General features: G+C 44.1%; 20 protein-coding genes and 2 tRNA genes. 17 read left to right on the top strand and 5 right to left on the bottom strand.

Annotation, left to right across the window (positions count from 1 at the left end; all coding sequences use genetic code 11):
* Position 1 precedes the first annotated feature (1 nt).
* The 3 genes from B5G33_RS01080 to B5G33_RS01070 are packed head-to-tail and all read right to left on the bottom strand — an operon-like array spanning position 2 to position 3,751.
* Positions 2-1,870 carry an extracellular solute-binding protein gene (locus B5G33_RS01080; protein WP_087416438.1) on the bottom strand — a complete coding sequence of 623 codons (1,869 nt, stop codon included), beginning with the start codon at positions 1,868-1,870 and terminating at the stop codon, positions 2-4.
* Complete coding sequence (locus tag B5G33_RS01075) at positions 1,870-2,685, bottom strand: ABC transporter permease (RefSeq protein ID WP_087267311.1); 816 nt, start codon at positions 2,683-2,685, stop codon at positions 1,870-1,872. Before B5G33_RS01075 ends, B5G33_RS01080 begins: the two co-directional genes overlap by 1 nt.
* Positions 2,678-3,751, bottom strand: a complete 1,074-nt coding sequence (locus B5G33_RS01070; protein ID WP_087416437.1) for an ABC transporter ATP-binding protein — start codon at positions 3,749-3,751, stop codon at positions 2,678-2,680. Before B5G33_RS01070 ends, B5G33_RS01075 begins: the two co-directional genes overlap by 8 nt.
* 236 nt (positions 3,752-3,987) lie before the next feature.
* On the opposite strand from B5G33_RS01070, the gene B5G33_RS01065 reads away from it, so the two are divergent.
* From B5G33_RS01065 to B5G33_RS01005, 13 genes are all read left to right on the top strand, one after another.
* Complete coding sequence (locus tag B5G33_RS01065; RefSeq protein WP_087416436.1) at positions 3,988-5,049, top strand: lactonase family protein; 1,062 nt, start codon at positions 3,988-3,990, stop codon at positions 5,047-5,049.
* A gap of 175 nt (positions 5,050-5,224) precedes the next feature.
* Positions 5,225-6,166: a magnesium transporter CorA family protein gene (locus B5G33_RS01060; RefSeq protein WP_087416435.1), complete on the top strand. Its 942-nt coding sequence runs from the start codon at positions 5,225-5,227 to the stop codon at positions 6,164-6,166.
* Positions 6,167-6,197: 31 nt separating this feature from the next.
* Complete coding sequence (locus tag B5G33_RS01055; RefSeq protein WP_087416434.1) at positions 6,198-7,040, top strand: hypothetical protein; 843 nt, start codon at positions 6,198-6,200, stop codon at positions 7,038-7,040.
* A 48-nt stretch (positions 7,041-7,088) separates the two neighbouring features.
* Positions 7,089-8,525, top strand: coding sequence for a pyruvate kinase (gene pyk, locus B5G33_RS01050; protein WP_087416433.1), 1,437 nt, complete (start codon positions 7,089-7,091; stop codon positions 8,523-8,525).
* Positions 8,526-8,741: 216 nt separating this feature from the next.
* Positions 8,742-9,407 (top strand): HAD family hydrolase, encoded by a 666-nt coding sequence (locus B5G33_RS01045; RefSeq protein WP_087416560.1) that lies wholly within the window; start codon positions 8,742-8,744, stop codon positions 9,405-9,407.
* A gap of 128 nt (positions 9,408-9,535) precedes the next feature.
* Positions 9,536-10,813: a diaminopimelate decarboxylase gene (locus B5G33_RS01040; RefSeq protein WP_087416432.1), complete on the top strand. Its 1,278-nt coding sequence runs from the start codon at positions 9,536-9,538 to the stop codon at positions 10,811-10,813.
* Between the two features lie 116 nt (positions 10,814-10,929).
* Positions 10,930-11,012, top strand: a tRNA-Leu gene (locus B5G33_RS01035).
* A gap of 224 nt (positions 11,013-11,236) precedes the next feature.
* A complete protein-coding gene (locus tag B5G33_RS01030; protein WP_087267334.1) occupies positions 11,237-11,503 on the top strand; it encodes an autorepressor SdpR family transcription factor in 267 nt (88 codons plus the stop codon).
* A gap of 1 nt (position 11,504) precedes the next feature.
* Positions 11,505-12,155 (top strand): SdpI family protein, encoded by a 651-nt coding sequence (locus B5G33_RS01025; protein ID WP_087267337.1) that lies wholly within the window; start codon positions 11,505-11,507, stop codon positions 12,153-12,155.
* Positions 12,156-12,239: 84 nt separating this feature from the next.
* The gene (locus B5G33_RS01020) at positions 12,240-12,485 is read left to right on the top strand and encodes a hypothetical protein (protein WP_087267340.1); all 246 of its coding nucleotides are present in this window, start codon (positions 12,240-12,242) and stop codon (positions 12,483-12,485) included.
* Between the two features lie 226 nt (positions 12,486-12,711).
* Positions 12,712-13,608 (top strand): patatin-like phospholipase family protein, encoded by an 897-nt coding sequence (locus B5G33_RS01015; RefSeq protein WP_087267343.1) that lies wholly within the window; start codon positions 12,712-12,714, stop codon positions 13,606-13,608.
* A gap of 37 nt (positions 13,609-13,645) precedes the next feature.
* On the top strand, positions 13,646-15,190 hold the full coding sequence (locus B5G33_RS01010) for a Ppx/GppA phosphatase family protein (protein WP_087267666.1): 1,545 nt from the start codon (positions 13,646-13,648) through the stop codon (positions 15,188-15,190).
* Positions 15,191-15,202: 12 nt separating this feature from the next.
* Positions 15,203-17,341, top strand: a complete 2,139-nt coding sequence (locus B5G33_RS01005) for an RNA degradosome polyphosphate kinase (protein WP_087267346.1) — start codon at positions 15,203-15,205, stop codon at positions 17,339-17,341.
* An 82-nt stretch (positions 17,342-17,423) separates the two neighbouring features.
* Here B5G33_RS01005 and B5G33_RS01000 read toward each other — a convergent pair whose 3' ends face one another.
* On the bottom strand, positions 17,424-18,278 hold the full coding sequence (locus B5G33_RS01000; RefSeq protein ID WP_087267349.1) for a PHP domain-containing protein: 855 nt from the start codon (positions 18,276-18,278) through the stop codon (positions 17,424-17,426).
* A 104-nt stretch (positions 18,279-18,382) separates the two neighbouring features.
* A tRNA-Glu gene (locus B5G33_RS00995) sits at positions 18,383-18,454 on the bottom strand.
* A 215-nt stretch (positions 18,455-18,669) separates the two neighbouring features.
* On the opposite strand from B5G33_RS00995, the gene B5G33_RS00990 reads away from it, so the two are divergent.
* The 4 genes from B5G33_RS00990 to B5G33_RS00975 are packed head-to-tail and all read left to right on the top strand — an operon-like array spanning position 18,670 to position 24,642.
* A complete protein-coding gene (locus B5G33_RS00990) occupies positions 18,670-19,206 on the top strand; it encodes a phosphatase PAP2 family protein (RefSeq protein ID WP_087267352.1) in 537 nt (178 codons plus the stop codon).
* Positions 19,207-19,224: 18 nt separating this feature from the next.
* Entirely contained in the window at positions 19,225-21,147 is a 1,923-nt protein-coding gene (locus tag B5G33_RS00985; RefSeq protein ID WP_087267357.1) for a DNA gyrase/topoisomerase IV subunit B, read from the top strand.
* Positions 21,148-21,157: 10 nt separating this feature from the next.
* Positions 21,158-23,407 (top strand): DNA gyrase/topoisomerase IV subunit A, encoded by a 2,250-nt coding sequence (locus B5G33_RS00980; RefSeq protein WP_087416431.1) that lies wholly within the window; start codon positions 21,158-21,160, stop codon positions 23,405-23,407.
* 14 nt (positions 23,408-23,421) lie between these two features.
* Positions 23,422-24,642, top strand: a complete 1,221-nt coding sequence (locus tag B5G33_RS00975; protein WP_242974386.1) for a transglutaminase domain-containing protein — start codon at positions 23,422-23,424, stop codon at positions 24,640-24,642.
* Positions 24,643-24,660 lie beyond the last annotated feature (18 nt).

Here is a 24,660-nt window from a genome sequence, read left to right as displayed (position 1 = left end):
ACTACCTTGATTTTACTTTATTCCAAAGTTCATTATAGTAATTGTCTGCTTCTTCTCCCAGATACTGAAAGGTTTCGCAGTTTTTCAGGTCTTCCTGATCCGGGAAAAGGATTTTGCTGTTGCGGACATCCGGGTCTTCAATAAGTTCTCTGGCCGCCTTGTTGGGAGTGGAGTAGGTGATATACTCAAAATTCATCAGGGCGATATCCGGGCGGCACATGAAATTAATGAACTTTTCCGCATTTTCTTTGTTCTGGGCGTTTTTTGGGATGACCCAGGAATCAATCCATACATTGGAGCCTTCTTTTGGGATCACATATTCCAGATTCGGATTTTCCCGCTGAGTATATCCGGCCTCTCCGGAGTAGATCACGCCAAGAGCTGCTTCATTTCCGATCATTTTGTCTCTGACCTGGTCTACTACATAGGCCTGGACCAGAGGCTTCTGTTCAATCAGGTCATTTGCCGCCTGGTTCAGTTCATTTACATCTACGGAATTTAAGGAATCTCCATTTCTTTTTAAAGCTACCATGAAAGCGTCACGGACAGAATCCTGCATAAGGATGTTGTCTTTGTATTTGTCATCCCAGAGGATGTCCCAGCTGTCTACGGGTTCATCTACCATGGTGGTATTGTAGAGGATCCCTACGGTTCCCACACAATAGGGAACGGAGTATTTATTTCCCGGGTCGAAACTTTCCGACTGTTCCATATAAGACTGGTCGATGTTCTGGATATTGGGAACATTGTCCCAGTTGATCTCTGCCAGCAGGTCATTTTCAATCATACGCTGTATCATATAGTCAGAAGGACATACCACATCATAGGCAATGGCGTGAGACTGGATTTTGGGATACATGATCTCGTTGGTCTCATATTCTTCATAGGTCACAGAAATTCCCGTCTCTTTCTCAAACATATCCAGAGTTTCCGGATCAATATACTCTCCCCAGTTATAGACGATCAGTTTTTCACCGGAAGCATTCCCGGCGTTTTTCAGGCTGTAGCCTATGCCGCCGCCTATAAGGAGAATGACAAGAACTGCAGGAACCGCCAGGCGGAATACCTGTTTCCGGTTTCTGCGAGAGGATGTAACCTTTGTATCAGCCGGTTCTTTGGGGCTGGAATTAATTAAGATCAGAAGAACCAGCACCGTAACGAACAGGAGCGTAGACAGAGCATACATTTCCGGGCGGATGCCCTTGCGGACTTCTGCATAAATTTTCGTAGACAGTGTGTCGACTCCCGGCCCCTTGGTAAAATGGGTGATGATAAAATCATCCAGGGACATGGTAAAGGCCATAAGAAAGCCGGAGATTACCCCTGGAAGGATATCAGGAAATACCACTTTAAAAAAGGCATATATTGGACCGGCACCCAGATCCTGGGCGGCTTCATAAGTGCTTTTGTCTGTCTGCCGCAGCTTTGGCATGACACTTAAGATCACATAGGGGATGCAGAAAGTGACATGAGAAAGCAAAATGGTGGTAAACCCCAGGGTCACTCTGCAGGCAATAAACAGCAGCATAAGAGAGATGCCAGTAACAATCTCCGAGTTCAGGATGGGAATGTTGGTGATTCCCATAAAAATGGTCTTGGCTCTTGGCTTCATGGCGCTGATTCCAATAGAAGCTGCGGTTCCCAGAAGCGTTGCAAGAACAGCAGAGACCAGAGCAATGATCAGTGTATTATACAGAGCTGACATAATGGCCTCGTCCTGGAACAGAGAAACATACCAGGAAAGAGTGAAACCGCCCCATTTAGTCCTGGACTTAGAAGCATTAAAGGACAGGACGATAAGGGTCAGGATAGGAGCGTACATGAGAAAAAGGATCAGGCCAAAGTAGGTTCTTCGCAGAATTTTTTTCATCAGAACATACCTCCTTCTCCGTTTTTGTCATATTTTCCGGTGAGGAACATACTGAGCAGGATAAAAATCATCAGTACCAGGGAAAGTCCGCTTCCCACATGCCAGTTGCTTCCCTGCTGAAACTGACGGTCAATGACATTTCCGATCAGCAGGATCTTGCTGCCTCCCAGCAGGTCGGAAATAACAAAGGTAGTAAGAGCCGGTACAAATACCATGGTGATACCGGAAATCACCCCCGGCAGGCTCAGTGGAAAGATGATCTTTCGGAAGGTGTACACAGGAGTAGCGCCCAGGTCTCTGGCTGCCAGGATGACGTCTTTGTCGATTTTAGACAGTACATTATACAGGGGCAATACCATAAAAGGCAGAAAATTGTAGACCATTCCAAGGATAATGGCCCATGGCGTATTGATGATCTGTATAGAGGGCAGGTGGAAAAAAGAGAGGATCTGGTTGATCACGCCGTTTTTTTCCAGAAGAGTCTGCCAGGCCATGGTCCGGAGCAGAAAGTTCATCCACATCGGCAGGATAAAGAGAAGCACCATAAAGCTGGTCTGGCTTACTTTCATATCAGAAAGCATCATAGCCAGGGGATAGGCCAGCAGAAGACAGATCAGGGTGCTTATAAGGGACAGGAGAAGAGAAAGGCAGAGAGCCTTAAAATTTTCCACAGTCCCGATAGCCAGGATATTTTCAAAGGTAAACTGCCCATCGCTGTTGGTCAGTCCATAATAGAGGACCACTGCCAGAGGGATCAGGATAAAGGCCACCGCCCATACCAGATAGGGACCTGTGAGAAGTTTTCGCTTATTCATTGACACCCAGCGCCTCCTCATCCTCAGATTCCGGCTTGTTCATGATCTGGATATCAAAGGGATCCACATGGATGCCTACCTGCTGTCCCACAGGAAACATGTCCGTGCTGTGGACCAGCCATTCGAATCCGTTGGCCTGGACTTCCATCTCGTAGTGGACGCCTTTAAAAATCAGATGGGAGACCACACCCTGTATGGTGCCTTTTTCAGGAGGAAGAAGGTCCACGTCTTCCGGACGGATCACAACGTCTACAGGCTTATTTTTTCCAAAGCCTGTATCCACACAGGGGAATTTAGCACCGAGGATTTCCACCAGCCTGTCTTCCAGCATGACGCCGGAAATAATATTACTCTCTCCGATAAAATCAGCCACGAAAGCATTTTGAGGTTCGTTGTAAATATCTTCCGGAGAACCCATCTGCTGGATATAGCCCTGGTTCATGACCACGATAGTATCGGACATAGTCAGGGCTTCCTCCTGGTCGTGGGTTACATAGATAAAGGTGATGCCCAGTTCGTTTTTCAGACGGATCAGTTCATACTGCATGTCCTGACGGAGCTTCAGGTCCAGAGCTCCAAGAGGTTCATCCAGAAGCAGAAGCCGGGGCTCATTGACAATGGCCCGGGCAATAGCTACCCGCTGCTGCTGGCCACCGCTTAAAGAATCCGGAAGACGGTTTTCAAAGCCCTCCAGATTTACCAGCTTCAGGGCATATTTGATCTTATCTTTGATATAGGAAGCGCTTTTCCCGGAGATCTTCAGACCAAAAGCAATATTTTCCTCTATATTCATATGGGAAAAAAGCGCATATTTCTGGAACACAGTGTTCAGGTTTCTTTTGTTGGGAGGCAGACTGGTAATATCAGCTCCATCGAAAATTACTCTCCCGGAATCAGGGATTTCAAATCCCCCCAGGATACGCAGGGTAGTGGTTTTGCCGCAGCCGCTTGGCCCAAGAAGGGTAAGAAATTCATTTTCCCGGATGGAAAGATTCAACTTATCCAGGACGATCTGATCCCCAAAACTTTTGGATATATCAATCAAATCGACTAATGTATGATTCATTTCAAATCTCCTTTATATAATGAAATTTCGACATTACATCTATTATACAGGAGGGGGAATTCCTGTCAATATACCGGAAATGTAAATTCTTCAGAAAGAACCGGTAAAAGGTAAGATTGGGTCAGTTTTTCAGTTGTATAAAAAAAAACTTTGTGGTAGAATGGCACTAGGTATCCCGCAGGGGATACAGATTTGTCATGTGGTAAAAACAATAAATACAGGAGGGTATTGCATAAATGAAAGAGAAATATGTTGCGTATGTCGGAACTTATACCCATGGAAGCAGTATCGGAATCCATGTATACGATGTAAATGTGGAGGAAGGGACTTTAAAGGAGAGAAAAGTCGTTCCGGTAAATAATTCTTCTCATCTGGCACGTTCATTAAATGGAAAATATCTTTATTCCATAGCGGATGAAGGAGTGGCAGTATTTGCCATTGAGCCGGATGGAGATCTGACTTTTATCAATAAAGTGGATATTGACGGAATGAGGGGCTGCCATCTGTCTACGGACGAAGAAGGCAAATATCTTTTTGTGGCAGGATACCATGACGGAAAAGTTACCGTAGTGCATACCCATAAAGACGGCCGTCTTGGAAGCGTTGTAGATGGCGTGTTCCATAAAGGCCTGGGCAGCGTGGGAGAGAGAAATTTCCGCCCCCATGTAAGCTGCGTCCGTCCTACACCGGATAATAAATATCTCTGTGCAGTGGACAATGGCATTGACCAGATGAAGATATACAGAATTAACAGCAGGACAAAGCGCCTGGAACTGGTAGATATTTTGAGATGCAAAAGAGAATCCGGTCCGAAACTGATCAAATTCAGCCCGGATGGAAGATTTGCTTATCTGAATTTTGAGTTGAACAATACCATTGAAGTCTATAAATACGACGGAACCGGAAAATCTCCGGTATTTGAAAAAATACAGACGGTCTCCACCCTGGCTTCCAAGGATGATCAGATTCATGATGCTACATCCGGGCTGTGTTTTTCTCCGGATGGAAAGTATCTTTTCTGCTCAACAGCAGGAGAGGATACGGTAGCCATGTATAAGAGAGATGAAGAAACCGGTCTTCTGGAGACACAATTTATCCTTCCGATCAGCGGAAATTACCCCAAGGATCTGGATGTATTTCCGGATGGAAAACATCTGGCAGTGGTAAACCATGAATCCAATTCGATTACCACTTTTGCTATTGACTATGAGAAAAAACTGCTGATCATGAAGGGAAAACCGATGAAAGTAGAAACCCCCAACAGCATTATTTTTTCAAAATGCGAATGTGGAGAATAACCAAAGAAATATTTATAAAACTATAAAAAAGGAAGTGCAAAATTATGGAAAGCGGGCCTTGTCGTCCTGGAGAGAAATATAAGATAAGACAAAAAACAGAATATGTTTCCTGCTGACGACTCAGGCACCGCCCTTTTGCTCTGTCTGGTCATGGCAGGAGTTGAAGGGAGATACCATGATTAGAATTTTTAAGACAATGGATGGGAAGATCCATCAGGTGGAGGAAGCCAGCGAGGGATGCTGGCTGGCTCTGACAGATCCTACCGCAACAGAAATTTTCGAGGTTTCCAACCAGTTTCATATTGAGGTGGATGATTTGAGAGCACCTTTGGATGAGGAAGAACGTTCCCGTATCGAGGTGGAGGATGATTATACCTTGATCATCGTGGATACGCCTATTCTGGAAGAGAGGGGAGAGAAGGACTGGTATGGCACGATTCCTTTGTCCATTATTGTAACGGACGAAGTGATCATTACTGTCTGCCTGGAAGATACTTCTGTATTGGGAAGGTTTATGGATGGGAGAGTGCGGAATTTTTATACGTATATGAAGACCCGGTTTATTCTGCAGATCCTGTATAAAAATGCCAGTATGTTTCTGCACTATCTGCGGATCATTGACAAGAAAAGCGAAGAAGTAGAGGAAAAGCTTCAGGCGGCTACCAGAAATGAAGAGCTTATAGAACTTTTGGAGCTTGAGAAATCTCTGGTATATTTTACTACTTCTCTGAAATCAAATGAAATGGTTCTGGAACGTCTTCTCCGGGTAGAGAGGATCAAGCAGTATCCCGATGACACGGACCTTTTGGAAGATGTTATTATTGAGAATAAGCAGGCTATTGAAATGGCGAATGTGTACAGCGGGATCCTGAGCAGCATGACCGATGCTTTTGCATCTATTGTTTCCAATAACCTGAATATTGTTATGAAATTTCTGGCTACGGTTACCATTGTGCTGTCCATACCAACCATGATATTCAGTGCTTATGGTATGAATCTGGATGCTGACGGCATGCCTTTTGCAGGAAATCCTGCAGGGTTTGCCATTGTTATTGTCCTGGCTCTGCTTCTAAGCCTGATTATTGCGTTTATCTTCTCCAAAAAGGATTTATTCTGAAAGCAGAACTTTAGAAAATTGAGGAGACAAAATGAATTTCTTAAATAAAATGGAACGGAAATTTGGAAGATTTGCGATCCACAATCTTACCAAATATATCATCGGCTGTTACATCATCGGCTATATTCTTGTGTATATGCAGGCCTTGACAGGGGTAAATCTGATGGGGTATCTGTACCTCAGCCCCTATCATATTCTGCATTTTCAGATCTGGCGGCTGGTATCCTGGATATTGATACCGCCATCAAGTTCCAATATCCTGTTCGTAGTGATTATGCTGCTGTTTTATTACTCCCTGGGGAGTTCTCTGGAAAGAACCTGGGGGGCCTTTCGTTATAATGTGTATATTCTCAGTGGAATGATCTTTACCGTGATTGGCGCCTTTATTCTATATTTCATTATGGGGCCTTCCAGCGTAATGTATGCGCCTGCTTTCTCCACATATTATATCAATCTGTCTATTTTCCTGGCGTTTGCTCTCAGCTATCCTGATATGCAGGTGCTGTTTATGATGATCATACCGATTAAGATCAAATGGCTGGCATGGCTGGATGCAGCTTATATTCTCTATGATCTGGTGAGAGGAAGCTGGGCCATCCGGACAGTGATCATTGCTTCATTGCTGAACTTTATTATCTTTTTCCTGTCTACCAGGAATTTCAGCAGGATTTCGCCAAAAGAGGTACGCCGGAGACAGCAGTTTCAGAAAGCGGTCCATCCTAAGATGGCGCCTGGAATCACCAAACATAAATGCGCAGTTTGCGGAAGAACAGAAAATGACGGAGATGATCTGGAATTCCGTTTTTGCTCAAAATGTAACGGGAACTATGAATATTGTCAGGATCACCTGTTTACCCACCAGCATATAAAGTGACAGAATACACAGTGACATTTACATTAAAAAATAGGAGGAAGAAAAGAGATGAGAAGTACTAAGATTATCTGCACCATGGGACCGAATACGGATAAGAAAACGGTTATGAAATCTTTGGTGAAAAACGGAATGAATGTGGCAAGGTTTAATTTTTCCCATGGAGACCACGAAGAGCAGAGAGAGCGTATGAATCTCCTGAAAAATGTAAGAGAAGAGCTGGACCGTCCGGTGGCAATCCTCCTGGATACCAAAGGACCGGAAATCCGCACAGGGCTTTTGGAAGGCGGAAAGAAGGTAACTCTTAAGGAAGGCAGCGAATTCATTCTCTATACAGAAGAAATGACCGGAAATGCAGCCGGCTGCTGTGTAACTTATCCAGGCCTGGCTAAGGACGTAAAAGCGGGAGACAGAATTCTTATTGATGACGGTCTGATTGAACTGAAGGTAAAACAGATCAAGAGCGGCAATATTGTCTGTCACGTGGAAAACGGCGGAGAGCTTGGCGAGCGGAAGGGTGTAAATGTGCCCAATGTCAAGGTAAAACTTCCTGCTGTTACAGAAAAAGATATTGACGATATTTTGTTCGGTATCCAGCAGGACATTGACTTTATCGCCGCCTCTTTTATCCGGAGCGCCAAAGGCGTTAAAGAAATCCGTAAAATTCTTAAGGAAAATCATGCAGAACATATTTCTATCATTGCCAAAATTGAGAATGCGGAAGGTGTGGAGAATATTGATGAAATCATCGAAGCTTCCGATGGTATCATGGTGGCTAGGGGAGATCTGGGCGTAGAGATCCCGGCTCAGGAAGTACCTCACATCCAGAAGATGATCATAAAAAAATGTAATGAGCGTTATGTGCCGGTTATCACGGCTACACAGATGCTGGATTCTATGATCCGCAACCCACGTCCTACAAGAGCAGAAGTAGCAGATGTGGCAAATGCTATTTATGACGGTACAGATGCAGTTATGCTTTCCGGAGAGACTGCGGCAGGCAAATATCCCATTGAAGCTCTGAAGATGATGAATGAGATTGCTGAGAATACAGAGCAGTATGTGGACTATGAAAAATATATTCACCACAGGACCATGTATGAGCAGAGCAAAATTTCTTCCGCTATTGGTATTGCCTCTGTGCGTACTGCCAGAAATATCGGCGCCGCATGTATCGTGACTCCTACCATGTCCGGCAAGACGGCCAGGCTGATTTCTAATTTCCGTCCTTCCATGCCAATCTATGCAGTAACTCCTAATGAGATGGTGCAGCATAAGATGCAGTTATACTGGGGAGTTATTCCGCTGAAAGGTTATATTAAAGATACTACAGAGAATATTATTGTAAACGCTATGGAAACGATTAAAAGAAAACGTTTGGTGAGAAAGGGGCAGACGGTAGTTATTACTGCAGGTGACCCTGCAACGAATAATACCAAGGCAGAAGGAAGAGTCACCAATATGCTTCATGTTCTGGAAGTAGTTTAATCGAAGACCAAGATGCAGGTATTAGGGTCTTTGACCTTTGCGACAGTTGCCGAATGGACATGCTCTCATGTCCGCCCGGCTTGCTGCTAGCCGGAATCAGAGGGGAGAGCCGCTGTACAGCTCGGGAGTTGATGCTCCGGTACAGCGGCTTTTTCGATTTTCCGGGGAGCAGTACGGGAAGAAATGAGGCTGCAGGAAATGAAATGGAGAGTAAATATGAACAGAAGAGAGATACTGGGCGTTGTCTTTGATATGGACGGGCTGATGTTTGATTCAGAAAGAATTGTGCAGTACTCCTGGAATATTGCAGGAGAGAGGATGGGCTATGGACCTTTGGGAGATCATATCTATCATACGTTAGGACTTAACAGAAAGACCAGAGAGGAATACTTTAAGAATAAATATGGGAGAAATTTTCCCTTTGAGAGATTTCAGGAATTGTACAGAAGTGTCTTTCAGGAATATGTACGGGCCAATGGACTTCCTACAAAAAAGGGCCTCCATGAACTGCTGGATTTTCTGAGAAAAGAGCAGATTCCCATGGCAGTGGCCACCTCTTCCAGCCAGGAACACGCAGTCGGCAATCTGAAGAAAGAGGGAATCAGGGAATATTTTCAGACAGTGATCACCGGAAATATGGTTTCCAGGGCAAAGCCGGACCCGGAAATATATTTAAAAGCCTGCCAGGGTCTGAAGCTGCCTCCATCTAAAGTATTGGCCCTGGAGGATTCTTACAATGGACTTCGCTCTGCCCATCAGGCGGGAATGATCACGGTAATGGTACCGGATCTTTTGAAGGATTCCTCCTGTGTAGAAGATATTTTAGACGGAAAAATGGACTCTTTGCTGGAAGTTCGAGACTGGATTGCGTCAATGCGTTAAAAAGTTAATAAAGAATTGCAGGAATGACTTGAAAATCAAAGGATATTTCCGTATAATGAATTCTGGATTTTATCAGGCGGAGAAGCCTTTTGCTGAGATACAGATTAAATAGAAAAAGGAGAACAAACATGGAGAAGAAGCCATTTGTGACAAAAGAACAGTTAGATGAAATTGTGAAAGAGTTTCCTACGCCCTTTCACCTATACGATGAAAAAGGCATAAGAGAAAATGCCAGGGCTATGAAGGAGGCTTTTTCCTGGAATAAAGGTTTTAAAGAATACTTTGCTGTTAAAGCAACGCCCAATCCTTTCCTGATCCAGATTCTTCGGGAGTATGGATTCGGATGTGACTGCTCCTCTTATACAGAATTGATGCTGTCCAAGGCCATAGGCTGCACAGGAGAAGACATTATGTTTTCTTCCAATGATACCCCGGCAGAAGAATTTCGGTACGCCTATGAGATGGGAGCGACGATCAATCTGGACGACATTACCCATATTCCTTTCCTGGAAGAAGCCATCGGAACTATTCCAAAGAGAATCAGCTGCCGTTTTAATCCAGGTGGAATCTTTGAGATCAGCAATGGCATCATGGACAATCCGGGAGATGCCAAGTACGGAATGACCCAGGAGCAGCTTTTTGAGGCTTTCCGTATCCTGAAAGCAAAGGGAGCAGAGGAGTTTGGTATCCATGCTTTCCTGGCCAGCAATACTGTGACCAACGAGTATTATCCTATGCTGGCAAAACAGCTTTTTGAACTGGCAGTAAAGCTTCAGAAAGAGACAGGAGCTAAGGTATGCTTTATCAATCTTTCCGGCGGTGTGGGAATTCCCTACCGTCCTGACCAGGAGCCAAATGACATCCGGGCTATTGGCGAAGGCGTCCGGAAAGTTTACGAGGAAGTTCTGGTTCCGGCAGGCATGGGAGACGTGGCTATCTACACAGAACTGGGCCGTTTTATGATGGGACCTTACGGCTGCCTGGTAACAAAAGCAATCCATGAAAAACATATCTATAAAGAATATATCGGAGTAGACGCCTGTGCGGTAAACCTTATGCGTCCGGCTATGTACGGAGCTTACCATCATATCACAGTTATGGGCAAGGAAGACCAGCCCTGTGACCATAAATATGATATTACCGGTTCCCTCTGTGAAAACAATGATAAATTCGCAGTGGACAGAATGCTGCCGAAAATTGATATGGGAGACCTTCTGGTGATCCATGATACAGGGGCTCATGGATTTGCTATGGGGTATAACTACAATGGCAAATTAAAATCGGCAGAAATCCTGCTGAAAGAAGACGGAACTACCCAGCTTATCAGGAGAGCGGAGACACCAAAGGATTACTTTGCTACCTTTGACTGCTTTGATATCTATAAGGAACTGGACTGCAATAAGTAAGAATAGAGACGAGGACAGCTCCATGGCTGAACTGTTAGGGATTACAGGAGAATTGCAGAAAACACTTGCAATTCTCCTGAATTTGTGATATTCTAACTATCGGTTCAGCAAAAGATGCCGGCGTGTCGGAATGGCAGACGAGGCAGACTCAAAATCTGTTGTGGGCAACCACGTGCGGGTTCAAGTCCCGCTGCCGGCAGTAATTCAGCTCTTTAGCCTTTGGCTAGAGAGCTTTTTTCTTGCACAAAATCCTAAACTACTGGACATTTAAATATTGTTGAACAGAAAAGAACAGTAATCATTCAAATTGCCAAAAAGTATTGGTGATAACTGTTGACAGAAGGATTTGAAAGGTATATATATTATTTAGAAATATTTCTAAATAGTTGCAATCAGGAATTATCTATACGAGGGAGTGGTAGATTGGGATTTGCAGAAACTTTTAAAGCATTATCAGATCCGGCAAGGAGACGGATTCTTGAAATGCTGAAAGACGGGTGTCTTTCGGCAGGGGATATTTCACGGCATTTTGATATGACTCAAGCAACCGTTTCCTATCATCTTAAGATTCTAAAGCAAGCAGATTTGATACGTGAAAAACGAGAAAAGAATTTTATATTCTATGAGCTGAATCTGACTGTTCTGGAAGAAATTATGGTATGGCTGTCAGATTTGAAAGGAGAAACTTGATATGAAAAAATATAGGAGAACGATTATTTTAACTACATTTCTTACGGGGCTGCCGATTTTGATCGGACTGATTTTATGGAGTAAACTTCCAGATTCCATTGCGACTCACTGGGGTGCAAATGGACAGGCAAATGGATGGTCCAGTAAAGCATCAACAGTATTTTTTTTGCCATGTATTTTGATAATCATACATCTTTTTTCAGTTTTTCTAACTTTGAACGATCCTAAAAAAACAAATATTCATAAAAAACCAATGACGTTGATATTCTGGATTGTTCCCGTTATCTCGATTTTAATGAATGGAATAACCTATTTGATTGCACTTGGAATAAAAGTAAATATTTCGGCTGCAGTTTCCATTTTGATGGGGACTTTATTTATTCTTCTTGGCAACTATTTGCCAAAGCTCCGACAAAATTATACAATCGGTATCAAATTACCTTGGACATTATGTAGTGAAGAAAATTGGTACCGGACACACCGATTAGGCGGAAAACTTTTTATTTTAGGCGGCATTTTAGTTGCCTTAGATGGTGTTGCAGGTATCTGGCTGGGCGATACGCTTATATTCACTACAATGATCGGCATCCTGCTTATCTGTGTTGCCATATCGGTAGGGTATTCTTTCTGGTTATTTAAAAAAGGAATATGATTCACATGTCCATACTGTTGTTGTATTCATCACTGATATGACCGAATGCAATGGGCAGGGGAAGAATATATCCTGGAGAATTTGATGGACGAAGTGAACTTAGAAAACTGTTTGGGAGAAAATTATGACCAGGAGGAGGTATACTGGATGGGATATGTGTACCGATACTGGCATTTTTATACTGGTGAAAGTAGCAGACAGATTTATTCTCAGGCTGACAGACCGTTGATGAGAAGCTGTTATCTGGGATTTCACACCTTAGACCCAGCGATGGCTGTTGAAGATTTAAAAGAGATATACAATCAAAAACAAGAAAGTAAGAATCGTTAGTTATACAAACAGCAAGGGAGCTGTTGCATTATTCAAAATCGAGAATATTTATACCGTTTATTCTTGATATATGAACTAATGCGACTGCTCCTTTTGCTTTTAAGAGAGAAAGATAGACTTTAAGTGGAAAATGGTAATCATAAGATAAGATTTTTAAATGGATTTAACTTTTTTACTTCCTATTTTCGTGTTACAATAAAAACAATGAACAGAAAGAAGGGACTTTATGAATTGGTACAGTAAAACAGGTCTTGTTCTGGAAGGAGGCGGCATGCGAGGGGCCTTTACTGCCGGCGTGCTGGATTTTTTTCTGGATAAGGACATTTTTTTTCATACCTGCATAGGCGTATCGGCGGGAGCCTGTCATGCCTGCAGTTATCTTTCCAAACAGAGAAGGAGAGGTTTTGAGACAAATACAGACTATTTAGATGATGAAAACTACTGTAGTTTTAAAAGCCTGGTGAAGACAGGAGACATGTTTGGCGTGGATATGTGCTACAGGAAAATTCCTGAGGAATTAAATCCTTATGACTATGAAGCCTATGACAAGAATCCTACAGACTTTTATGCGGTAGTTACTAACTGCCATACAGGAAAGGCAGAATATAAAAAGCTGGATGACATGCATAAAGGAATCCATTATGTCCGGGCATCCAGTTCACTTCCTCTTTTGTCCAGAACAGTCTGGATTAAAAATAAGCCTTATCTGGACGGAGGAGTCTCGGACTCCATACCGGTCAGAAAATCTCAGGAACTGGGGAATGAAAAGACAGTGGTTGTTCTTACAAGAGACCGAAGCTATAGAAAGGGGCCGAACAAGGCGATGCCTCTTATCCGGCTTCGATATCAGAAAGAATTTCCAAAACTTGTGGAACGAATGAAAGATCGGCATATCCGTTATAACGAAACACTGGATTACCTGTATCAGGAGGAAGAGAAGGGAAATGTATTTATTATCTGTCCTGAAAAGCCAGTAGAGATTGGAAGAGTGGAAAAGGACAGAGAAAAGCTGGAGGCTCTTTATCAGGAGGGATACCGTACAGCGGAGAAAGAATACGAGAAACTGCAAGAATTTCTCGGCAGTCCTGAAATGTCCGAGGAGGGAAACAGTTCCCCGGGCTGACCCAGAAAGAATGAAGAAACAGGAGGAGAAAAAAGTAATGGGAATTACAACATTTGCCGCTATTGATGTAGGTTCCTATAACGTATGTATGGACATATATGAAATGTCCCCCAGAATAGGAATCCGCCAGATAGATGAGGTGCGGCAGAGACTCGAATTGGGAAGAGACACCTATGGGAAAGGAAAGATTACTTTCGATACGGCTACACAGCTTTGTCATATTCTCAGGGACTTTTCTCATATTATGGAAGGCTATCAGGTAGAAAACTACAGAGCCTGCGCTACCAGCACTTTGCAGGAGGCGGAGAATGTCTGGATTGTTTTGGAGCAGGTATATCAGAAGACAGGGATCCGGGTAGAGATACTCAGTAATTCGGAACAGAGGTTTTTTGGGTATAAATCCGTGGCTGCAAAGGAAGAATCTTTTACAAAAATGATCCAGAAGGGCACGGCAATTATCGAAGTAGGCGGAGGAAATATGCAGATTTCTCTGTTTGATAAGGATGCTCTGCTTACAACCCAGCGTTTTATGCTGGGCAGTCTCCGTGTAAGAGAAATCCTATATCCCGCAGAAAAAGAAACTGTTCATTACGAAAAAATGGTAGAGGAGCTGGTACATAATCAGATTCTCGGATTTAAAAAGCTGCATCTGAAAGACCGGAAAATCGATAATATTATCCTTATGGGAGATTCTTTTCTGGATAAGCTTTTTGAGAATACCCAGAGCATGAAGGAAAACCGTACAGTAGGATATACGGCATTTATGGAGAAGTATCAGTGGGTAATAAGCCATTCTCCGGAAGAAGTTTCAGTATCTCTTGATGTTTCTTTAGAATATGCGGAAATCCTGATCCCTGCCATGATCATATACCGGGTATTTGTAGAAGAACTGGGAGCCCAGACCATGTGGCTGCCGGGAACCCAGCTGAATGATGGTATTTCTTACGATTATGCAGAGAAGCATAAATTTATTAAGAGCAAGCATAATTTTGAAAATGATATTATTGTTTCCGCTAAAAATATTGCAAAGAGGTATATGAGTGGGAAAAATCATACCCAATGCGTCCTGAAAAATGCACTGGCCATTTTCGATGGAATGAAAAAGATACATGGAATGGGCCCCAGAGAACGGCTGCTTCTTCAGATTGCGGCTATTCTCCATGACTGCGGCAACTTTATCAGTTCCAGTAACTCTTCCCAGTGCGCCTATGAGATCATCATGTCTACGGAGATCATCGGCCTTTCTCATGTAGAGAGAGAATTGATCGCCAATGTGGTCAGATTTATCAAACTGCCATTTGAATATTATAATGAGGCAGACTCTAAGGCAATGATCGACAGAAAGGACTATATGCAGGTAGCAAAACTGACAGCGATTATGCGGGTGGCAAATGTGCTGGACAGAAGCCATAAGCAGAAAATTGAAGAAATCACGGTTTCTGTAAAAGAGCAGGAATTGATTATGCGTGTGACTTCCAAAGCAGATCTGACTCTTGAGAAGGTGCTGCTTACAGAGGCGGCAGATTTCTTTGAAGAAATATTCAGCATCCGTCCGGTGCTGAAGAGAAAGAAACAGAAATAGGAGGCTGGGACAATGGATTTTAAAGCATATACAAAGCCGGAATATTACCGGAACAGAGAAATAAGCTGGCTGGGATTTAATGAGAGAGTACTTTCTGAGGCCAAAGATAAAAACATTCCTTTATTTGAAAGACTGAAATTTTTAAGTATTACGGCATCAAACCTGGACGAATTTTTCATGGTCCGGGTAGCATCTTTGAAAGATATGGTCCATGCAAAATATACCAAACCGGATATTGCCGGCATGACCCCAAAGGAGCAGCTGAAAGCTCTGGCGCCTGAGGTAAAAAGTCTGATCCAGGCGCAGTATAATACCTATAATCGATCTCTTATTCCTGCATTGAAAAAGGCGGGAGTGAAGGTAGTGGAAAAACATGAAGATTTCAGTGAAGAGCAGAAGGAATTTGTAGACCGCTATTTTGAGGAGGCTGTCTATCCGGTTCTTACGCCTATGGCTATGGACAGTGCCAGACCCTTTCCTCTGATACGGAATAAGACTTTGAATATTGGTGCGCTGATCGCCAAAAAAGGGAAGAAAGAAAAAGAAGAACTGGAGTTTGCTACGGTTCAGGTACCATCTGTTCTGCCAAGGATCATTGAGATACCGGGAGATAAAAAAGACAAAACTACGGTAGTTCTTCTTGAAGAGATTATAGAGAGAAATATCGGAAAGCTGTTTCTGAGTAATCCTGTGGTCTGTGCCTGCCCTTACAGAATTATCAGAAATGCGGACCTGACTATCGATGAAGACGAGGCTGCAGATCTCCTTACTGAGATTGAAAAACAGCTGAAGAAAAGACAGTGGGGAGAAGTAATCCGTCTGGATGTTGAAGAGAAGATGGATCCCAGACTGCTTAGAATCTTAAAGATAGAATTTGACATGAAGGAGGAGGATATCCATTATATTAATGGTCCTCTGGATCTGACATTCCTAATGAAGATGTATAAGCTGGAAGGATTTGATGATCTGAAAGTGGAGCCTTATGTACCGGCCCCTGTAAAAGAGATGATGACAGATGAGGATATTTTCACACAGATCCGCAGGCAGGATATTCTTCTCCACCATCCTTATATGAGTTTTGACCCGGTGGTAGATTTTGTACGTCAGGCTTCCAGAGATCCTGAAGTGCTGGCTATCAAACAAACGCTTTACCGTGTCAGCGGAAATTCTCCGATTATCGCAGCTCTTGCTCAGGCAGCGGAAAATGGAAAGCAGGTTACTGTTCTGGTGGAGCTGAAGGCCAGATTTGATGAGGAAAATAATATTGTCTGGGCCAAGAAACTGGAGAAAGCAGGATGCCATGTTATCTATGGACTGCTGGGCCTGAAGACCCACAGCAAGATTACTCTGGTAGTACGGAAGGAAGAAGAGGGAATCCGCAGATATGTTCACCTTGGAACAGGAAACTACAATGACTCTACTGCAAAGCAGTATACAGACTGTGGTATCCTGACATGTTCAGCAAAAATCGGCGAAGATGCCACAGCGGTATTTAATATGCTGTCTGGCTATTCAGAGCCAAAGAGCTGGAATAAACTGGTGGTAGCGCCTATCTGGATGAGAGACCGATTTCTTCATCTGATTGAAATGGAGCAGAGAAGAGCGCTGGAAGGAAAAGAGGCCAGGATTGTAGCGAAGATGAACTCTCTTTGTGACAGGGATATTATTGCAGCTTTATATGCAGCAAGTGCAGCAGGCGTTAAGATTGATTTGATCATCAGGGGAATCTGCTGTCTGAAAGTGGGAATACCGGGAGTCAGTGAGAATATTACAGTCCGCTCTATTGTTGGAAATTTTCTGGAACACAGCAGAATCTTTTATTTCTACAGCGACGGCAAGGAGCAGTTGTTTATGGGCAGTGCAGACTGGATGCCCAGAAATCTGGATAAACGTGTGGAAATCGTGTTCCCTGTAGAGGATCCCCGGTTGAAAGAAGAGATAAAACATATCCTTCACATCCAGCTTGCGGATAATGTGAAGGCCCATATCTTACAGCCTGACGGTACATATGAAAAGATTGACAAGAGAGGAAAACAGCTTGTGAATTCTCAGGAATATTTTTGTGAAGAGGCCCACAAAATAGCAGAAACAAAGACAGGTTCCGGCCATGACCGTATTTTTATACCGGCTGAGGCACCAGAAGAGGTATAAAGAAAAAGACGCTTTTTCTCAGGAGTCAGAATCCTTCAAAAGGGCTGACCAGAGAAGGAGCGTCTTCTTTTTATAGGTTATCCTACCGTCTTTGCGTATTGCGGCGGCGAAGATTTTCCAGAAGTTGATAAGGAATTTTCAGATTGCCTTTTCCTGTGCCAAGCTCAATCTGAGGTTTATTGCTGCCATGAAAATCGCTGCCGCCGGACAGAGCCAGCCCCTGCCTTTTTGCAATCTGGATTACCGTTTGTTCATCAGAATGGCGATAGGTGGAATAGTAGGCTTCGATGCCGTCCAGGCCAGCCTGTTTTAATTCCGCAGTCAGACTTTCCAGGCGGTCTTTGTCCAGGCGGCAGAGGATAGGATGGGCAAAGACTGCAATGCCCCCTCCTTCGTGGATAAGCTGAACGGCCTGGAAAGGTGTGACTTTTTCACGGGGGACGTAGCATTTGGAATGATCCCCAAGATAACGGTCAAATGCTTCGTTTATGGAACCTACGAATCCCCGGTCCAGCAGATATCTGGCGAAATGAGCCCTGGTCCATACACTGTCAGGAAAGGACTCTTCCATAGCTTCTCTGGTAATAGAAATGCCCTCTTTCCGGAGAAGATCCATGATTTTTTCGTTTCGAATTTCTCTGGAATCCTGAAAGCGGGAGAGAGTTTCCTGAAAATAATAATTTTTATAATCAATATCCAGTCCTACAATATGAACGTCCCTGCCCAGCCAGGTAGTAGACAGCTCAATGCCGGGAATGACTTCTACAGAAGTATCTTCAGCTGCCAAAAGCGCTTCCTCCAGCCCTGCGGTAGTATCATGGTCTGTCAGCGCAAAGGCCTTCAGCTTTTTTTCTTCAGCCAGGGCAACTACCTGTGAAGGAGTGAGAGTCCCATCTGAAGCAGAGGAATGAACATGCAGATCAATATATTTTTCCATAATAACCTCCCCGAAAAATGAAATATATGCAGGCTGCCAAAGTCTGACTCCTGCTTTTTTATAATGAAAAAAGGGAAATACTTTTTCAAGTATTTCCCGAAGAGCAGTTCGTACGGGAATCGAACCCGTGTTTCCGCCGTGAGAGGGCGGCGTCTTAACCGCTTGACCAACGAACCGTGCTTGATTATAATACATGATTCTCCATTAAAAGTCAACACATATTTTGAAAAAAATCGAAAAAAATTTTTTCTTGACAAAATCGAACATATGTTTGATAATATTGGAAATGCAGAAAGGGTTTGAAAATCAGGAAAAAATGAGATATGATACATAAGACCTGTCAAGAAAGACATAATGAAATTGCTGAAGTCTGTTTGGAGGAAAAGGATTTATGGAATGGGAATTTGAAATTTTAGACTTCCTGCAAAGTATACACTCACCTGTCCTGAACAGCCTCATGTCCTTTGTTACATTTTTGGGGGAGGCAGGCTGGTTCTGGATACTGCTGGGACTCCTGCTTTTTTTGATGAAGAAATACAGGGCTTCGGGAGCCGCTGTGCTGATCGCCCTGGTTTTTGATTTTGTCCTGGCAAATCGGATCCTTAAGCCTTTGGTGGCCAGACCCAGACCATGCTGGATTAATGATTCTGTGGAGATGCTTATAAGAGTGCCTGAGGATTTTTCTTTTCCTTCTGGGCATACCATGGCATCTTTTGCGGCAGCAGGGGCCTTGCTCTTTATGGGACATAGGTTTGGTATCTGGGCGGTTTTTCTGGCAGTGCTGATGGGGATATCCCGGTTATATTTTTATGTACATTTTCCTACAGATGTATTGGCAGGGGCAGGGTTAGGACTTGTCTGCGGCTTTCTGGCAGCTTTGCTTGTAAGAAAGATTCAAAGTTCACAGGCAGACAGGGATTATTTATAGGAAGGAAGGAATCTGGAAATGGCTAAGAAGAATACTTATGATGCCAGCAGTATTACTGTGCTGGAAGGCCTGGAAGCAGTGCGCAAGCGTCCGGGAATGTATATCGGAAGTGTTTCCCGCAAGGGTCTGAACCATTTAATATATGAAATCGTAGACAATGCAGTGGATGAGCATCTGGCCGGCTACTGCAGCAATATCCGTGTGACTCTGGAGCCAGACGGTTCGGCTACAGTGGAGGATAACGGAAGGGGAATCCCTGTAGGCATGCATGAAAAAGGAATGTCTGCAGAGCGGTTGGTGTTTACCACTCTTCATGCAGGCGGAAAATTTGACGGAGAGGTTTATAAGACCAGCGGAGGTCTCCATGGAGTAGGCTCTTCGGTGGTAAACGCCCTGTCCACATATCTGGATGTAAAGATCAGCCGGGATGGCTATGTCCATCATGACCGGTATGAGAGAGGAGTCCCTGTGATCCAGTTGGAAGACGGACTTCTCCCTAAATTAGGAAGAACAAAAAATACAGGGACTCTGGTAAATTTTCTGCCTGACCCGGAAATTTTTGAGAAGACCAGATTTGCAGCAGCAGAGGTTAAGAGCAGGCTCCATGAAACCGCCTATCTGAATCCGGAGCTGACGATTCTGTTTCAGGACAACCGGGGAGAGGAACCGGAGGAAATCGTTTATCACGAGCCTGAAGGGATCGTGGGATTTATCAGAGACTTGAATAAAAAAAGCCAGCCTATCCATGAACCGGTATATTTTAAAGGAGAGTGCGACGGGATTACTGTGGAGGCGGCTTTTCAATATGTCAATGAGTTCCGTGAGAATGTACTGGGATTCTGCAACAATATTTATAATGCAGAAGGAGGAACCCACCTTACGGGCTTTAAGACCACTTTTACTACAGTAATGAACAGTTACGCCAGAGAACTGGGTATCCTGAAGGAGAAGGATGCGAACTTTACAGGGGCGGATATCAGGAACGGAATGACTGCCGTAGTTTCCATTAAGCACCCGGCTCCCAGATTTGAAGGGCAGACTAAGACAAAGCTGGATAATCAGGATGCATCTAAGGCTACGGGAAAGGTTACCGGAGAGGAAATTGTTCTATACTTTGACAGGAATCTGGAAGTGCTGAAAAATATCCTGGCCTGTGCAGAAAAATCTGCAAAAATCCGGAAAACCGAAGAGAAGGCCAAGACAAACCTTCTTACAAAACAGAAATATTCTTTTGATTCCAATGGAAAGCTGGCAAACTGTGAGAAAAGGGATCCTGATGTCTGTGAAATCTTTATTGTGGAGGGAGATTCTGCAGGAGGCAGTGCCAAGACTGCCAGAGACAGGAGCTTCCAGGCAATCCTTCCTATCAGGGGAAAAATCCTGAACGTGGAAAAGGCAACTATTGATAAAGTGCTTGCCAATGCAGAAATTAAGACTATGATCAATGCGTTTGGCTGTGGATTCTCTGAAGGCTATGGAAATGATTTTGACATTACCAAACTCCGCTATGATAAGATCATCATTATGGCAGATGCGGATGTAGACGGTGCCCATATCTCTACACTTCTGCTGACCCTTTTTTATCGTTTTATGCCGGAGCTTATCTATGAAGGACATGTATATATTGCCATGCCGCCTTTGTATAAAGCCATGCCTTCTAAAGGAGAAGAGGAGTATCTTTATGACGACAAAGCCCTGGAGCGGTACAGAAAGACCCATAAAGGCCCTTTTACACTCCAGAGATACAAAGGTCTGGGAGAAATGGACGCCCAGCAGCTATGGGAAACTACTTTAAATCCTGTGACCCGCAGGCTGCGCCTGGTGGAAATTGAGGATGCCCGTATGGCTTCAGAGGTAACAGAAGTGCTTATGGGAACAGAGGTACCGCCCAGAAAGGCATTTATCTATGAACACGCTAGAGATGCAGAATTAGATGTTTAGGAGGTAGAGTATGGCGGCAGGTATTCATGAAAATATTATCCGGACAGAATATTCGGAGATCATGCAGAAGTCTTATATTGATTATGCAATGAGTGTTATTATTGCCCGTGCTCTTCCTGATGTGAGAGACGGACTGAAACCGGTGCAGAGAAGAACTCTGTACGATATGTATGAATTGGGGATCCGCTATGACAGGCCCTATAGAAAATGTGCCCGTATTGTAGGAGATACTATGGGTAAATACCATCCTCATGGTGATAGTTCCATTTATGAGGCCCTGGTAGTCATGGCCCAGGATTTTAAAAAGGGATTGCCTCTGGTGGACGGTCATGGAAACTTTGGCTCCATTGAGGGAGATGGGGCGGCGGCTATGCGTTATACAGAGGCCCGTCTCCAGAAGATCACCCAGGAAGTATATTTAAAAGACATGGACAAGAATGTGGTGGACTTTGTCCCTAATTTCGATGAGACGGAGAAGGAACCGGAAGTGCTGCCGGTGCGGATCCCAAACATTCTTGTAAACGGCGCCGATGGAATTGCCGTGGGTATGGCAACCAGTATTCCTCCTCACAACCTGGGAGAGGTGATTGACGGTGTTATTGCCTATATGAAAAATAATCAGATCACTACAAAAGAACTGATGAAATATATAAAAGGCCCTGATTTCCCCACTGGAGGGATTATCGTAAATAAAGATAACCTTCCTGCTATTTATGAGTCGGGAACCGGCAAGATTAAAATCCGGGGAAAAGTAGAGACGGAAAAAGGAAAAAACGGGAAGACGCTTCTGGTAATCTCAGAAATCCCTTATACGATGATCGGCGCCAATATAGGAAAATTCCTGAATGATGTGGCGGCTCTGGTGGAGACGAAGAAGACTACAGATATTGTAGATATTTCCAACCAGTCTTCCAAAGAAGGGATACGCATTGTCCTGGAACTGAAAAAAGGCGCAGATGTGGAAAACCTGAAGAACATGCTTTATAAAAAGACCCGTCTGGAAGACACTTTCGGAGTGAATATGCTGGCAGTGGCAGAGCAGAGGCCGGAAACCCTGGGGCTTCGGCAGATCATTGAGCATCATGTGGACTTCCAGTTTGAAGTGGCTACCAGGAAGTATACCAGCCTGCTGAAAAAGGAGAAAGAAAATCAGGAGATCCAGGAAGGTCTGATCCAGGCCTGCGATGTTATCGACCTGATCATTGAAATCCTCAGAGGCAGCAAGAGCCGGGAACAGGTGAAAAACTGCCTGGTAAATGGAGTTACAGAAGGAATTAAATTCAAAACAAAGACCAGTATGAGACAGGCGGCAAAACTTCGTTTTACAGAGCGTCAGGCTGGAGCAATCCTGGATATGCGTCTGTATAAGCTCATCGGCCTGGAAATAGAAACCCTTATGGCAGAGCATGAAGAAACCCTGAAGAAAATCGCTGCTTATGAGGATATTTTGAATAATTATGATTCTATGGCTTCAGTGATCATGGATGATCTGAAAAAAATCAAAAAGGAATATGCGGCACCCAGAAAGACCGCCGTGGAAAATGCAGAAGAAGTTGTCTATGAGGAAAAGAAAATTGAAGAAGCTCCGGTAGTCTTTCTCATGGACCGGTTCGGCTACGCCAAGACTGTGGACACCTCGGTTTATGAGAGGAATAAAGAGACGGCAGATGCAGAGAATAAATATGTATTTACCTGTATGAATACAGATAAGATCTGTGTGTTCACAGACGCAGGAAGGATGCATCTGGTAAAGGTTATGGACCTGCCCTATGGGAAATTTCGGGATAAGGGAACGCCTGTTGACAATGTGAGCAACTATGACAGCAAGACAGAGCAGATCGTTTTAGTGGTCTCTCTGTCCCAGGTAAAGGAAGAAATGCTATGCTTTGTTACCCAAAAAGGCATGGTGAAACAGGTGGAGGGCAGTGAATTTGCTGTCTCTAAGAGAACCATAGGAGCTACCAAACTGGGAGAAGAGGACAGAGTCGTTATGGTACAGCCAGCCGGAGCTATGGAACATCTGGTACTTCAGACCAGAGAGGGCTATTTCCTGAAATTCCTGAAAGAGGAAATACCGGTGCAGAAGAAAAATGCCATGGGCGTCCGGGGAATCCGAATGGGAGAAAAAGATCTGGTAGAACATGCCTATATGCTGGAAAACAGGATTGAACATACGATTACCTATAGAGAAAAGCAGATAACACTGAATAAACTGAAGCTGGCAAAAAGGGATACCAAGGGAACCAAGGTAAGAATCTAAAGGCGGAAGAGGTGTTGAAGATTAAGAAAAAAATATTAGCTTGTGTGCTGAGTACAGCTATATTTACCAGCCTATGGGGATGCAGTTCTCAGGAATTGGAAGAATCGGTGGATCTTTTCCGGGAAACCGTCCAAAACACACTGAGCTCTCAGGAAGAACCAGAGGAAGAAGAAACAGCAGAAATTCCAGAACGTGAGATCACAGAGGAACAGTCAGCCTATTATTATGGATACAGTACTCTGAATGGAGAGGAACAGACAGTATACCGTCAGCTTGCAGCAGGAATCGAGAATTTTCAGGAGAAGATTCCGGTGGACTCTATTTCCCAGGAACAACTGGAAAAAGTGATGAGGGTATTAATGGCAGACCACCCGGAATATTTCTGGACTGACGGCACCAGCAGCTATACTTACCAGGAACTTCCCGGAGGGGGTGTTCAGAACATGGAGGTACAGCCGGAATACCAGGTGGACAGCCAGGAGGCCAGCTCTCTGCGGGAGCAGATAGAGGCAAAGGCAGATCAGTGGATCGCAGCGGCTCCTCAAGGTGATACTTATGATAAGATTAAATATGTATATGAAACCCTTATCGATCAGGTGGCTTATGAGGAAAACAGTCCTCAGAATCAGAATATACGCAGTGTTTTTCTGGAAGGGAAGACAGTGTGCATGGGGTATTCCAAAGCTGCCCAGTATCTGCTGAACAGAATGGGGATCTTTTGTACACTGGTCACAGGCACGGTAACGGGAGATAGGCCTTCCAGCCATGCCTGGAATCTGGTCAGGATAGGGGAGCAGTATTATTATATGGACGTGACCTGGGGCAACCCGGGATATCTGAATCCTGTAGAGAATGATGCTTATATTTCATACAGCTATCTGTGCTGCAACTGGGATACCATAGCTCCCACTCATACGCCGGATGATACCATTCCTCTGCCTCCCTGCCAGGATGACAGTTATAATTATTACAAAAATAAGGGACGCTGGTATGAGACCTATGACTGGAACCAGATTTATCAGGTGATACAAAACGATCTGGCTCAGGGAGCTGAGATGACAGAACTGCGGTTTGCCAGTCAGGACAGCTATGACCTGGCTGTTCAGGAGCTGGTCCAGGGAAGCCTCATCCAAGAGGCGGTGCAGAACAGCACTGCAGTGGCTCCAGGGCAGTCTTTTTCCTGGCAGACCTATTATGGAGGGAGCGACTGCCTGATCATTATTTTGTGGCAGTAAAAGATATTGAATAGCTTC

It is taken from the genome of Blautia sp. An81 (assembly GCF_002161285.1).
GTDB lineage: Bacteria > Bacillota > Clostridia > Lachnospirales > Lachnospiraceae > Blautia > Blautia ornithocaccae.
The sequence above is the reverse complement of the archived record's forward strand: the minus strand, read 5'-3'. Positions and strand labels throughout refer to the sequence as shown.

Bases quoted from the DNA above. Each gene is read 5' to 3' on its own strand.
- B5G33_RS01075 (WP_087267311.1), bottom strand. From the start codon at position 2,685: ATGAATAAGCGAAAACTTCTCACAGGTCCCTATCTGGTATGGGCGGTG.
- B5G33_RS01070 (WP_087416437.1), bottom strand. From the start codon at position 3,751: ATGAATCATACATTAGTCGATTTGATTGATATATCCAAAAGTTTTGGG.
- B5G33_RS01025 (WP_087267337.1), top strand. From the start codon at position 11,505: ATGAAAAAATATAGGAGAACGATTATTTTAACTACATTTCTTACGGGG.
- B5G33_RS00980 (WP_087416431.1), top strand. From the start codon at position 21,158: ATGGCGGCAGGTATTCATGAAAATATTATCCGGACAGAATATTCGGAG.
- B5G33_RS01005 (WP_087267346.1), top strand. From the start codon at position 15,203: ATGGATTTTAAAGCATATACAAAGCCGGAATATTACCGGAACAGAGAA.
- B5G33_RS01045 (WP_087416560.1), top strand. From the start codon at position 8,742: ATGAACAGAAGAGAGATACTGGGCGTTGTCTTTGATATGGACGGGCTG.
- B5G33_RS01065 (WP_087416436.1), top strand. From the start codon at position 3,988: ATGAAAGAGAAATATGTTGCGTATGTCGGAACTTATACCCATGGAAGC.
- B5G33_RS01000 (WP_087267349.1), bottom strand. From the start codon at position 18,278: ATGGAAAAATATATTGATCTGCATGTTCATTCCTCTGCTTCAGATGGG.
- B5G33_RS00985 (WP_087267357.1), top strand. From the start codon at position 19,225: ATGGCTAAGAAGAATACTTATGATGCCAGCAGTATTACTGTGCTGGAA.
- pyk (WP_087416433.1), top strand. From the start codon at position 7,089: ATGAGAAGTACTAAGATTATCTGCACCATGGGACCGAATACGGATAAG.
- B5G33_RS01080 (WP_087416438.1), bottom strand. From the start codon at position 1,870: ATGAAAAAAATTCTGCGAAGAACCTACTTTGGCCTGATCCTTTTTCTC.
- B5G33_RS01015 (WP_087267343.1), top strand. From the start codon at position 12,712: ATGAATTGGTACAGTAAAACAGGTCTTGTTCTGGAAGGAGGCGGCATG.
- B5G33_RS01010 (WP_087267666.1), top strand. From the start codon at position 13,646: ATGGGAATTACAACATTTGCCGCTATTGATGTAGGTTCCTATAACGTA.
- B5G33_RS01060 (WP_087416435.1), top strand. From the start codon at position 5,225: ATGATTAGAATTTTTAAGACAATGGATGGGAAGATCCATCAGGTGGAG.
- B5G33_RS01055 (WP_087416434.1), top strand. From the start codon at position 6,198: ATGAATTTCTTAAATAAAATGGAACGGAAATTTGGAAGATTTGCGATC.
- B5G33_RS01040 (WP_087416432.1), top strand. From the start codon at position 9,536: ATGGAGAAGAAGCCATTTGTGACAAAAGAACAGTTAGATGAAATTGTG.
- B5G33_RS01020 (WP_087267340.1), top strand. From the start codon at position 12,240: ATGGACGAAGTGAACTTAGAAAACTGTTTGGGAGAAAATTATGACCAG.
- B5G33_RS00990 (WP_087267352.1), top strand. From the start codon at position 18,670: ATGGAATGGGAATTTGAAATTTTAGACTTCCTGCAAAGTATACACTCA.